Source organism: Paenibacillus sp. Dod16, assembly GCF_049893405.1.
Classification (GTDB): domain Bacteria; phylum Bacillota; class Bacilli; order Paenibacillales; family Paenibacillaceae; genus Paenibacillus_AQ.
Window position 1 is genome coordinate 282,414 of record NZ_JBNDYG010000007.1, and the last position, 11,910, is coordinate 294,323.

Genomic DNA, 11,910 nt, shown 5'->3' on the forward strand with positions numbered 1-11,910 from the left:
TATCCGATATAATACTTATTATACATTGAAAGGATGAAATACTATGTCTACACTTAGAAAGACATTAAGCAGAAATGATGTTAGTGAAACAGATGCACATCAGGCTGGTATGTATATATTGAAAAGTGACATCTCCTTCTTCCCAAGATTGGGAACTGATATCCTAAATCCTCGCATTACTTTGGTTTTTGAAGATATGTCGGGGAGATCATGGACATTCGATTTCATCTATTACAATAATTCATACTTTGGCGGGACAAGGGATGAATACAGACTGACACCTATGAATGATTATTTCAACTTATATAATATCAAAGCAGGTGACTCAATTATTCTTGAGCGAACTGAGAATGGGAAACTTAAAATCAATCATGAAAAAAATAACGTCATACATTTAACTTTGACAACCTATGCTAAATGGGTTGTTCTTTAATATGTTTTGCGAACTATATGATAGAGTAGCGAACCTGAAATATTAATGATGAGTTCCCATGTTAAGTACGCTCATCTATCGTATCAAGCACAATTACACGAAGTCTGCATAATAGATTAATTAACAGGAATTCTGATTTGGCAGTAATGTAAGCAACGAGGAAATTTTACGAGATATGATTCACAAGATGATTAACCGTGTAGATGTTCACGAAGAGGGTTCTATCGAAATCAGTTATAACTTCCAAGACCCACTAAAACAAGGGGCGTAGCCTATTTAGGCTCGCCCCTCCATTCCATCCATAATACGCACTCCACATATGACGAGGTGACAGGGAGTACAGACAGTAGTATTAATGGAATGAAGTTTGCCCTCTGACTTTGTAGTTCTTAATTCTGTTAACATTACCAAGACATTGAAGAAGCTTTTTGCAGTTAGATCGGTAAACTACAGTTAGCTTTATGATTGAAATTACTAACTATTATTGCCACCCTACTTGTGAATGGCTTTTTTAATTTTCAGGCCTTGAATATTGTAGAAGATCTGTAAAATAGTTTTACTTAAAAAAATAAAGACTTATAATTATTATAGTAGTCCAACAATAATTGTTAGTAAAATAATATAAATTATTGGAGATTCCCCATGAACATAAAAATAGATTATAAAAAAATATCTAGTTCTACGTTTAATAATTCGGAGTTATTCACTTATAGTGATCAAGAAATGATTTCACAATTTGAATACCAACTAATATATGGTAACCCCTCATGTTTCCTAGTAACGGGTTATCGAGGATCTGGGAAAACGTCTTTGATACATCAAGTTGAGAAAAAACTAAAAGATCAAACTAATATTTTATTTATTTATATGAATTTTTCGAAATACGAAAAGTATACTCTAATACTTAGAAAATTAATTCGACAAATTTATTTAGCATTCTCTAATCACCAACAATATAAAGCACTTAAAAATTCCGATCCAGAGATAATTGGACAATTAGAGTTATTATACAAAAGAACCTTTAATGATGTTAACCATGCCTATAATGATAAAGCTATTAACGAATTCGAAACTAAGTTACAAATTGATTCAAACTTCAAAAAGCTTTTAATAAGCATTGCTTGTATTATTTTTGCTGGATTTAACTCAACCTTTAATTTATTACCTACCCATCTAAATTCTTTACTTTTATTATTTTCTGCTCTCTGGGCAGCAATTGAGGCTATAAAACTAACTTTTAAATTTACCAAAAGGACAACTAAAACCAACGAAATGAATATAAAATCACTATACGACGATGAGATAGCTGAATATCATATAATAAATATTTTAAAAGTAATAAAGAAACACAAGATTAACATTGTTTTTGTATTTGATGAGCTGGATAAAATTGAAAATGAAGATGAAATTGAGCAATCCATATCTGAATTAAAACCACTTCTATTATCAAATTTAGCGAATTTCATTATTGTTTCTGGCCAAAAACTTTATTATAAATTTACTGATTCAAATACAGTTGATGACTCTGTATTATCAAGTCTCTTTACAAAACAAATCCATGTTCGACTACTATCAAATAATGATTTCAGGACCATCTTTAGTAATATCGTTATTAATAAAGATGTTCTCTCACAAAAACTAGCAACTGCTTACCTTGACTCTTTAATCTTGAATTCCAATAGAGTTTTAAGGAAATTTATTAATTTAATTTCACAAGATATTGTCTGGGAGAATTCTGAAGGAAAAATATTAATAAATGAAGAAGATGAAGAGATTTTAATAACTGATTCTAAATTATTAAATATTATTACTTCTATTATTGAAAAACATATTGAATCCCTTGAACTTAGTGAAGGAATTAAAGACTTTTTTATTTCACAAATTTACAAGTGGGTCCAAAAAATGAAATTATATAACAAAATATACTTTTCGAAGGAAGACATTTATAACCTTGAAAAGGATTATATAGAGAAAAGTTATCCTTATTGGTGTATTACACAACTGGATCAAATATTCGCTTTTTTAGCAGAAGAACTAAAGAAAGATAATTTATTGGATGAAATGGAAAAAAATATAGATGGTGAAAAAGTAATTCAATATAAATGGAGTGAAAATGCAAATATTAAAACTGATGTAAATGTTAAAGACTTAAACCAAATAAAATCCAAATTTGTTTTAGATATGATTGAGTTTGAAAAAGCTCTAAGAAATGCATACAATGACTTAACTTCAAATCATCTCTCACAAAATAAGAAACCAAATAGTTTGAGATCATTAATTCAAGCGCTAATTCAAATCGGTATGTTAACTAATTGGCCTAGTAATCAGATTAACGAATTCATTAATCTCAATAATAGATTAAGACATGGTGAAGAGATTAGTGAGGAAGATACAAAAAAAGTAGATAAATTTACTTTTAAATTACCGATATATTTGTATCAACTATATGAGGACTATACTTTTTATGTTACAAAAAAATATTTGGAACAGTACAACTTTTATGTCTCTAAACCTATTGAATCAAAGATTAGAGTAAATAATTATGATTTTATTGCCAGGAATAGTATCGAAGGAAACGCAGATATATTGTTTGAGGTTATACATAAAAACTCAATTAGTAAAAAAGATATTACGTTAGTTCATAAGAGTGTACAACTTTTAAAAGAATATAATATTGAAACAAATAAAAGGAATAAAATGGTCATTTTCTTTTATTCTAAAAATGGTCGGAAATCTTTTGAAAATTACAGTGAATTTTATAATGAGTTTCTTTCAAACGAATCATCCGACCTCAATGAAGAAGTTTCTCTATTTTACGCATCTGAATACCGTTCAGATTTTAGCACAGGAAGATTAGAAACATATTTAAAACAGGTAATTGAGAAATAGTAATTTTATACACTCAATATACTTGTAAAATACCGTTGTAAACCTCCAATTCGATTTTTCCGTTTCCGTGCGTATCAACGGAGCAATTTTAAGCAACAGAATGAGCGTATCACTCAACAACAACGACCTAGCGAACAAGAAACTTAAATTGCAGTTAGCCCTAGAAGCAAAGAAGGGCCCCAACTAACAGCTACAAGCCTTTAGAAAAGAAGTAGAACGCTTCGTTAACCTAGACATTGAAGATGAACTGGTGTTGAAGCAAATCCTCCCTAAGGATATCCACAAAATTGAAGTCTTCGAGGGCGGAAAGATAAAGATTCACTATAATCTTTCCAACCCTCTCCCCTCAAATTAGGTACAGTTTATTTCACTGTATCTTTTCTTTCAAGTCTCACAATCACCTCAACATGCACCGTATGCGGAAACATATCCACCGGTGTTACCTCCACCGTCCGATACCCGCCATCCTCCAACACCCGCAAATCCCTTGCCAACGTAGATGGATTACAACTCACATACACCACCCGTTCCGGTTTCATCTCAAGAATCGTCTCCAAGAGGCGCGGGTCGCACCCTTTACGCGGCGGATCGACCACGATGACGTCAGCCTCAACTCCCTGCTCTTTCCAGCGCGGAATCACGTCTTCAGAAGCACCGACTTCAAACTCCACATGCGTCATACCGTTTAGCTCCGCATTCGCACGTGCATCCTCGATCGCTTCCTTCACGATCTCGACCCCATACACCTTCTTGGCATGTTGCGCTAAGAACAGAGATATCGTCCCGATGCCGCAATACGCATCGATCACGGTCTCCTCCCCGGTCAATCCCGCATACTCAACCGTCTTACCATACAGTACTTCCGTCTGAGCCGGGTTTACCTGATAGAAGGAACGTGCGGAAATCGCGAACTTCACGTCGCCGATATAGTCATGGATAACCTCGCGGCCCCATAACACTCGAGTCACATCACCAAAAATAACGTTCGTTTTACGTGTGTTTACGTTCTGGCAAACACTCACCACTGCTGGGAGCTCCTCACGGATGGCAGAGATCCACTCATCCACACGCGGAATGTGCTCACCATTCGTAACGAGTACAATCATCATCTCCCGGGTAGCAAAACCGATCTTCACCACGACATGGCGAAGCAGGCCCTGACCTGTCTCTTCATTGTACGCGGTGATGCCTAGCTTCCGTCCGATGGCTTTGACACGGCTGACGACCTCGTCGTTCTGTTCGTGTTGGATGAGGCACGTCTCCATGTCCACGATCCGGTGGCTGCCCCGGGCGTAGAAGCCACCGACCAGGCCACCTTCCGTTACACCGATCGGCACCTGGGACTTGTTGCGGTAGCGCCAAGGCTCGCTCATACCGAGTGTCGGCCGAACGAGGATCCCCTCTTGATCTGATTCAAGGCCGGACACGGCAGGATTCGCCCCGTTGGTTTTAGAATTCTCAATGTTCCCTCCACCATCTGTGCCACTCCGCACATCGTCCACAGACGTCTCTCCAGCACCTTCCGCCTCTCGCACCACCTGCAGCTTCCCGATCCGCTCCAGGTTGTCCACCACCAACTGGCGCTTCCACTCCAGCTGTCCGGTATAACTCATATGCTGCAGCTGGCAGCCGCCGCATTGGTCGTAGATCGGGCACGGGGCCGCGATGCGGTTCGGGCTCTGCTCGACCAGCTCCAGCAGCTTGGCGTAGCCATACTGCTTCTTGGTCTTGAGCACCTTCACCCGGGCCTTCTCGCCAGGCAGGGCGCCCTGAACGAACAAGGTGTAGCCGTCGGCACGGCCGACCCCTTCCCCGTCATGGTTCATTCCTATAATATCGATCACGACCTCGTCGTTCTTCGCCACCGGCAGATCCAGGAGGGCCGCCGAAGCCGCCGGCTTGCCGCTGCGGCGCGTGTCGCTTCCCTTGCGGTTCTTTTTCATGATGTGCTGTTCACTTCTTTCCGTTCAACTTGTCCCTTACCACTCTATATTCCCAATCGGAACACCATCCATAATCGAAGCGGATGATCTTCCGTTAAACTTCATTCGCTTAAACAACAAAAAGCTCCCCCAAGGGAGCTTAGCGCACAAGCTCACGTCCATCATTATACGGGAGCCTCGTATGTTATTCAATCCATTCCGCCTGCAAATCCAATCATTTACTTACAAGAGCCTGGAGCCTAAGCGGCGATCCTCGGCCTGTTCCATCATTTAAAATGGCCCATCTCAGCCAAAAATCCTTAAATGCTGCGGCAGGACGCGGAACGTGCCCGGCAGGACGCCGCCGAACTCGCCGTCCAGGTTCAGCTGAACCGGTCCCGGAGAGACGACCTCCATATAGTCGGTGCGGAAATGCACGACTCGCTTGTCGTTGATATGCTCGCCGCGAAGAGCTAGCGTAGCCACGCGTACGAACTCCGCCAGATTGCACTTGCGCAGCGCAATGACGTCGAACAGGCCGTCGTCGATGCTCGCGCCCGGCGCGATTTTGTCGAAGCCGCCAACCGAGTTGCTGTTCGCGATGAGGAACACCATGAACTCGTCATGGATCGCCGGATGACCGCTGGCGTTGATGATGAGCTCCTGCGGCGCGAGGCTGACCATTTTCTCGATCCCCTTCAAATAATACGCCAGCTGCCCGATCATCGTCTTCAGCTTGCTTGGCACCTCATACGTGAGCTCGGTCAGCGTACCGCCGCCCGCGATATTAATGAAGTAACGATCATTCGCTTTGCCCACATCAATCGGACGCGTCTCGCCCCGAATGACCAGATCGCAATACTCCTCCCAGTTCTTCGAGATGCCGAGCGCCCGCGCAAAATCGTTCGTGGTCCCCAGCGGGAAAATACCCAGCGGAGGGAGATTATCCCTGCCGGCCATCCCGTTGATGACCTCATTAAGCGTACCGTCTCCGCCGGCCGCGATCACAAGATCGTATCCGCGTTCGACGGCATCCGCCGCTTCACGGGTCGCATCCCCCTCTCCGGTCGTTGCATGACAGGAGGTTTCGATGCCAGCACTGTCCAGACGGTGCAATATATCCGCAAGCCGACGCTTCATTTCCTCCCGGCCGGAGGTTGGGTTATAGATTAACCTTGCATTTCTCATTAACGATACGCCACCTACTTATGATTTCAAGGATAGAAGAAGAAGTTTGGCCTGCGACTCCATCCACTGCGGCAGCAGCGGGTGCGGAAGCAAGGTTCTGCCGGAATATCGGCAATCCAGCCCCTCGAGCCGATCAGGTATCACCTTCTCCGTAAAATACCCCTCACTCAAAAAAAGCGGAGCTACGATCACATCGCAGCCGCGCTCCATCCATGCTGTCACCTTGTCCCGAACATCGCCGGGACTGAGTAAAGCATAATCCGCGCTTGTTCCGCTTATCTCGCTAACTCGCTGTGCCAAAGAGTTAATACCCTTTTCCCAGCGGCTGCGAAACAGATCATGCCGGCTTCCGTGTCCGACGAGAAGAATAACCTCCTGCGCCGGGTTCACGGACAGCTCTTTTACCTTATCCCATACCATGGCCGCAATCTCGGGGTCATCGTCCATCGGCGTGCCAAAATGAACCCGGGACCGGACCCGAAACGGCGCCAGGTCCGTCTCCATGTCCGGAACGGCCTTCGCTCCTATAGCATAAGCTATTTCGTCGACATGTGTGCTGCCGGACGAGACAAATAGAGGAATGACCACAATGTCGGTGACACCCTGGTCTTCCAAGGCCGTGATGCCGTCCTGAATCAGACGGCCCTCTACCAGTTCCAGGTACGAAGAGACGACCGGTATATCCATACGGGACGCCAATCTATGGACGGCTTCGTCCACAAGCGACACCCATTTCTGTTCACGCGAACCATGACTAATAACCAGCACACCCGGTTTCGTCATATTCTTAACGTCCTAGACGCTCCAGCGTCATTTTATAACCGTCATTGCCGTAGTTCAGGCAACGCTTCACGCGCGAAATCGTTGCGGTGCTGGCTCCCGTTTCTGCTTCAATCTGGTTGTATGTGCATCCCTTGCCCAGCATGCGCGCCACTTCCAGCCGCTGCGACAAAGACTGAATTTCGTTAACGGTGCAGAGATCATCGAAGAATACATAGCACTCTTCCACACTGCCCAGGGTTAATATCGCTTCGAATAATTGATCGATGCTTTTATCATTTAGCTTCTTTAATTGCACTGGATGATCATCCCCTATTGTTACTGTGTATAACACTCGCACTCCCATTGTACCCGAGCCGAACTAGTATTTTCAAGCATTAACGATTTCACGCACTACAGGACAACCATCACCCGGAGGCAGCATCCCTTATATACGCTCACATTTCACCGCTCCAATGCTCGCCAAAATCTTCCTGGGCTACCGCCCGATTCCGCTCCTATCCCGAAAATCGGGACATCCGCCTAAACCCATCGCCCGCCCGTATCATACAGTATAGTATCTTAACTCAAAAAGGAAAGTGATATCATGACGCGTCATTCTCACTATTATCACCGCCGACCCACGAATAACCAGCGCTCCCTCAATGAATATGAATCACTGCCGCAGACGCCATCGCCATACCCTGGCATTACTCCATACACCGATTATCCGGAAGTGGGTGAAACCGCGTTATATCCATATACCGACGGCGTAACGGACATGGAGGCTTCAGCTTCGGCTCTGGCTCCATCCACGAACTCCGGCGGAGGCGGTCTGGCAGGTCTCCTAGGCGGTGGAGGCAGCAGCGGCGGTGGAGGCGGATTAGGTAAGCTCCTTGGCGGGCTCGGGGTCAATAATATGAGCGACATCAAAGGCCTCATCGATCGGATGGGGGGCATCGACGGCATCGTCAACAACATTGGCAAGGTACAAAAGGTCATGCAGGGCTTCCAGCAGCTTGCGCCTATGGTTTCTCTGCTTGCAGGCGCGCTCGGCAAGAAGAAAGGCGGAGGCGGCAGCGGATCCTCTCCAAGCGCATTTACGGACCAGAATGAAGACGGCTACGAATATAAACCGCGAAGACGCCGTTCCTCGGGAAGCCGGCGCCGCTCCGGCTCGCGCAGACCATCCGGCTCTGGCAAAAAACGTCGTCGTTGACCTATGTAAATGGATAAACTTTAAACCTACCGTGCGTTTCACAAAACACGGCAGCCTCTGATCATCAAAGGATATGTGCCTCGATGGGTTTAGCAGATAAGTCCCTAAAACTCACCATAGGCGGAATCATCCGAACCATCATACATCATGCAGTTGGCTCCAGTCGGTTCCCCTAGACTGGAGCCATATCCTTTTATCAACCTATGATATCCTCATCAGCGCGTCCAGTCCCCTTCGGGACCGGCTTCTTTATTCTCGGCGCTTTCGAGTGATTTTAACCGAAACCAATAGGATCCGCACAGACCGGAACGCAGCAGCATCATGATGCTGCCCATCAGATACAGCACGGTCGGGATCCGTTTCATATGGGGATAGAACATGAGTATGCTGCCAGTGATGAACAACAGGCCGGTCGCAATTTCGCTGATGACCATGCCCACCTCATAGCGGTTCGTCACGGCGAGCTTTCGTTTTCGTTTCCAAGCCAAGCGAAGCATCCGGCGCAGCAGCCGGGAACGCAAAGGCTCATCTGGTTGATGCGATGAACGCTTCTTGGGATGTGGTCTGAGCCTGAGTTTCATATGCAGTCCCTCCTCTGCAAGCCTTTACCCCTTACGAAGGAACAAGAAACGATAGCGATTTAGCATTCGCCTTATGATGCAGGACAACCTTACCATATATTAGATGACTGTATAGCACAGACTTAGTGTTTGTCCGGATCCGCACGCAGCTGCTCGCCGGCCTCGCAGCTCCAAAGCCGCCATCGCGTACATCCGCCGTCGGCTGGCCGCCTTCCTGGTATCTCATCCGGATCCGTCCGGAGCTGCTCGCGCCGGCCTACAGCTGCAGGGCTCTCCGCACCATCATAGGAAAGTGAAAAAGTGGGCCTCCGAGAACAATGTAGAACTCGTGTTTACCCCGACCTATGCTTCCTGGCTGAATCGAATCGAGTGCCATTTTGGACCGCTTCGGAAGTTTGTCCTGGAAGGGAGTGACTTTGCCAAACACCAAGATCTCGGATTAGCGATTCAGGCGATGTGTCGGTCTTCCACGGCCGGCTTCAGTTTGGACAGAGACCAGTTTACGAAAGGGTACCCCGCACTCTGGGGAGGGATCTGAGCCAGTTCCGTGATCTTTGTCCGTTGTTCGGCCGTGAATGTCTATGGCCGCCCTCCACAGTACCGGGGCTTTAAAGAGTCCATGCCTTCCTCGTTGAAACGGTGGATGGTATGACGAATATGTTCACCCGAGATATGGTACAGCCGGCTGATTTCCGGCACTTTCATTTTTTGTGCCGAAGCCAGGATAAGCAGGGCACGGCGAACCTGCACCGGATCTGCGCCTTTACGGGCAATCCGTACAAGTCGATTTCTTTCTTCTTTCGATAAATCGCGAACAAATACGGTCACGTCCCTCACCTCAAATCGATGGATTATACGTTATTACCCATTTTCCCAAGTACGATCTCAGAAGGGGCACTAGTAAGGCAAATGCAAAATACATGAAGAATCACGGCCTTAACCCCATTGAGGTATGGCATGCAGGGAGTAACATTCATGAACTGGCATCTTTGGTCAGAGAGGATCAAGCGATCATTGCAATTGGTGGAACAGTGGGAATGTCAGAGAAAAGAAGAGCTCGTTTATTCCGCTGGGTATTTAAACTCTTTCCTGAACAGAACTTTCATTTCCTCGGAGGGAGCAGTAAACTACTCCAGGTCTTTACTTGGTTCTCAGCTGACTCTACTGGCTGGATTGTGGGCTGAAAATACGGTTCGGTTATTGATCGGGAGGGACAGAGGAGGGCCCCTAATATGGATTCCATTGACGCTTTAGCATATAATTGCAAATACTTTTCTGGTCTGGAGGCAGCGTGACGTCGCAGATTCTATAAGGATCTCTGAATCCGAAATGACATAACGACTATTAAAAACAGACCACCTCAAATTTGGAGGCGGTCTGTTCTCTTAACATTTTACCATTATCAAGTTCTCTCGTTTCCAATCCCCTCGTTATCTATTCATTATTTCTTGGTTTACTTCGGCCGGCTTATGAATTGGTATCATAACAGTCTAATTGCACTAACATCTCCCTTCATTATTGTCACTCGTCTTCATACCATCCTCGAATTGAAATTGGTAGCACCTTGTCCTTGCTTGAAATGGGTACGAATCATGGTCATGAGGGGTAGACTAAAGTCCCCAGGATTAGACTGGAAAGCCAACTGCAATTTCGCTGGTCGGCTAGCACCGCCGGCTAACCAATCGCCCTGAATCAGCGCCTCCGGAAGAACAACCAGGAGCACGAGCTGCAGCTTCGCAGTGCAGCTGTCCGCCGACGTGACAGTCTATAACTTTATTTTCCGATGCTAATCCAGTTTAAATTTACCTGCAAGGGAATTATCTTTAATATTTTGTATAAATTTTCTATTTTTTAAGCGCTTATATTATTAGAACCACAATTACATACAAGGGAGGATTTATTATTATGTTAAAGAAAATCATGAGGCTAGCTTTAACACCATTACTTGTTTTGGGGCTTACTTTTAGCGGATTTGGTATGGCATTTGCATCGCCTGAAGTAGAATTATCTGATCTTCAAATTCGAGAAAAATTGGATGAAATTAATACTCGTTATGAGGTCGGAGAAGAGTTTAGTGAGGAAGATGCGAGTTTTGTGAAGGAGTATGTTAGTTCGCCATCTGAAAATAGTGCTCAGCCTATGGCAAGTATTCATAGAACCTTTAGTGGTTCATTGAGTAACACAGAAGGGTTTGGTTTTTTTAAAGGTGACATAGGTTATTTTGGAGGATCTTTTGAGGGTTATATTAATGTCCAGACTAAAGACCTCGGTAAACGTAGCAGTCTTGGAGTGTCAGCAAGGATTACTGCTTACGGTATTTTAGGTTCTGGTGGAATTGGTAAAATTTTTGATCAGACTTATTCTAAAAACGAAAATAACACTAACTATGTTGCGCTTAACTTTGGTGATAGTCTCTCAGGTGTGGGAGTATCAGTTACAGCCTTCACTTATACGGGATTTGTTGATGGTAACTCATTCAATCTTTACGAAAATTAATAAAAGAAGTTTATCATGAGAATCATTTATCCTAGCTTAATGCTAAGAAAAAGAAATAATCACCAACGAAATTAGTTGTTCGTTGGTTTCATTGGAACAGAAAAATATAAAAAAGGAGCCCTTCAGGGCTCCTCAGATTGTCGAGAAACCCTGCACTTTTTTCAAAGTACAGGGTTTCTTCCTTTTTAAGTGGTCACTTCAAGAGGGGAAATGGGGGGATTACCCCCTGTTTTCCAGGCGATCCAAGTGGATCGCCATCTTCTTCATATTCTGCACGGTTGCTGTCATCAGAGCTTGTTCCCTGACGTTTTGCAACCCGCGCAACCGGCAACAGCGAAACCCATGGAGCTCTTTGGCATCCGCGAAGCTTCGCTCAATCGTTTCTTTTCGTTTTCGGTATAAATACTTGCCGGATCGGCTGAG

Annotated in this window: 12 protein-coding genes; 5 read left to right on the forward strand and 7 right to left on the reverse strand. The window is 44.7% G+C overall.

The window, feature by feature from the left end:
* The first annotated feature begins 43 nt into the window (after positions 1–43).
* Together ACPV3A_RS09020 and ACPV3A_RS09025 are read left to right on the forward strand one after the other, a co-directional pair.
* Entirely contained in the window at positions 44–433 is a 390-nt protein-coding gene (locus ACPV3A_RS09020) for an EcoRII N-terminal effector-binding domain-containing protein (RefSeq protein WP_426199057.1), read from the forward strand.
* 642 nt (positions 434–1,075) lie between these two features.
* Positions 1,076–3,322: an ATP-binding protein gene (locus tag ACPV3A_RS09025; protein WP_426199059.1), complete on the forward strand. Its 2,247-nt coding sequence runs from the start codon at positions 1,076–1,078 to the stop codon at positions 3,320–3,322.
* A gap of 362 nt (positions 3,323–3,684) precedes the next feature.
* Here the strand turns inward: ACPV3A_RS09025 and rlmD are convergent, their stop codons facing one another.
* The 4 genes from rlmD to ACPV3A_RS09045 all read right to left on the reverse strand — a co-directional run bounded on the left by rlmD (position 3,685) and on the right by ACPV3A_RS09045 (position 7,510).
* A complete protein-coding gene (rlmD, locus tag ACPV3A_RS09030) occupies positions 3,685–5,265 on the reverse strand; it encodes a 23S rRNA (uracil(1939)-C(5))-methyltransferase RlmD (protein WP_426199061.1) in 1,581 nt (526 codons plus the stop codon).
* A gap of 285 nt (positions 5,266–5,550) precedes the next feature.
* Positions 5,551–6,432: a diacylglycerol kinase gene (locus ACPV3A_RS09035; protein WP_009592325.1), complete on the reverse strand. Its 882-nt coding sequence runs from the start codon at positions 6,430–6,432 to the stop codon at positions 5,551–5,553.
* Positions 6,433–6,450: 18 nt separating this feature from the next.
* On the reverse strand, positions 6,451–7,215 hold the full coding sequence (locus ACPV3A_RS09040; protein WP_426199064.1) for a sirohydrochlorin chelatase: 765 nt from the start codon (positions 7,213–7,215) through the stop codon (positions 6,451–6,453).
* 4 nt (positions 7,216–7,219) lie between these two features.
* Positions 7,220–7,510, reverse strand: a complete 291-nt coding sequence (locus ACPV3A_RS09045) for a YerC/YecD family TrpR-related protein (protein ID WP_053489879.1) — start codon at positions 7,508–7,510, stop codon at positions 7,220–7,222.
* A gap of 288 nt (positions 7,511–7,798) precedes the next feature.
* Here ACPV3A_RS09045 and ACPV3A_RS09050 point away from each other — a divergent pair, with 288 nt between their 5' ends.
* Entirely contained in the window at positions 7,799–8,410 is a 612-nt protein-coding gene (locus ACPV3A_RS09050) for a hypothetical protein (protein ID WP_426199066.1), read from the forward strand.
* Positions 8,411–8,625: 215 nt separating this feature from the next.
* On the opposite strand, the gene ACPV3A_RS09055 is transcribed toward ACPV3A_RS09050, so the two are convergent.
* The gene (locus ACPV3A_RS09055; protein ID WP_426199068.1) at positions 8,626–8,991 is read right to left on the reverse strand and encodes a YrhK family protein; all 366 of its coding nucleotides are present in this window, start codon (positions 8,989–8,991) and stop codon (positions 8,626–8,628) included.
* A 214-nt stretch (positions 8,992–9,205) separates the two neighbouring features.
* Here ACPV3A_RS09055 and ACPV3A_RS09060 point away from each other — a divergent pair, with 214 nt between their 5' ends.
* Positions 9,206–9,529: a transposase gene (locus tag ACPV3A_RS09060; protein ID WP_426199087.1), complete on the forward strand. Its 324-nt coding sequence runs from the start codon at positions 9,206–9,208 to the stop codon at positions 9,527–9,529.
* Positions 9,530–9,570: 41 nt separating this feature from the next.
* Here the strand turns inward: ACPV3A_RS09060 and ACPV3A_RS09065 are convergent, their stop codons facing one another.
* Positions 9,571–9,819: a helix-turn-helix domain-containing protein gene (locus ACPV3A_RS09065; RefSeq protein WP_426199070.1), complete on the reverse strand. Its 249-nt coding sequence runs from the start codon at positions 9,817–9,819 to the stop codon at positions 9,571–9,573.
* Between the two features lie 1,077 nt (positions 9,820–10,896).
* Between ACPV3A_RS09065 and ACPV3A_RS09070 the strand changes: the two genes are divergently transcribed.
* Positions 10,897–11,487, forward strand: a complete 591-nt coding sequence (locus ACPV3A_RS09070) for a hypothetical protein (RefSeq protein WP_426199072.1) — start codon at positions 10,897–10,899, stop codon at positions 11,485–11,487.
* A gap of 219 nt (positions 11,488–11,706) precedes the next feature.
* Here the strand turns inward: ACPV3A_RS09070 and ACPV3A_RS09075 are convergent.
* Positions 11,707–11,910, reverse strand: a 204-nt coding sequence (locus tag ACPV3A_RS09075) for a transposase (protein WP_426199074.1), incomplete at its 5' end; no start/stop codon positions are given.

Excerpts from the sequence above, each read along its gene's own strand:
- ACPV3A_RS09070 (WP_426199072.1), top strand. The coding sequence starts at position 10,897 with ATGTTAAAGAAAATCATGAGGCTAGCTTTAACACCATTACTTGTTTTG.
- ACPV3A_RS09055 (WP_426199068.1), bottom strand. The coding sequence starts at position 8,991 with ATGAAACTCAGGCTCAGACCACATCCCAAGAAGCGTTCATCGCATCAA.
- ACPV3A_RS09025 (WP_426199059.1), top strand. The coding sequence starts at position 1,076 with ATGAACATAAAAATAGATTATAAAAAAATATCTAGTTCTACGTTTAAT.
- ACPV3A_RS09035 (WP_009592325.1), bottom strand. The coding sequence starts at position 6,432 with ATGAGAAATGCAAGGTTAATCTATAACCCAACCTCCGGCCGGGAGGAA.
- ACPV3A_RS09040 (WP_426199064.1), bottom strand. The coding sequence starts at position 7,215 with ATGACGAAACCGGGTGTGCTGGTTATTAGTCATGGTTCGCGTGAACAG.
- rlmD (WP_426199061.1), bottom strand. The coding sequence starts at position 5,265 with ATGAAAAAGAACCGCAAGGGAAGCGACACGCGCCGCAGCGGCAAGCCG.
- ACPV3A_RS09020 (WP_426199057.1), top strand. The coding sequence starts at position 44 with ATGTCTACACTTAGAAAGACATTAAGCAGAAATGATGTTAGTGAAACA.
- ACPV3A_RS09050 (WP_426199066.1), top strand. The coding sequence starts at position 7,799 with ATGACGCGTCATTCTCACTATTATCACCGCCGACCCACGAATAACCAG.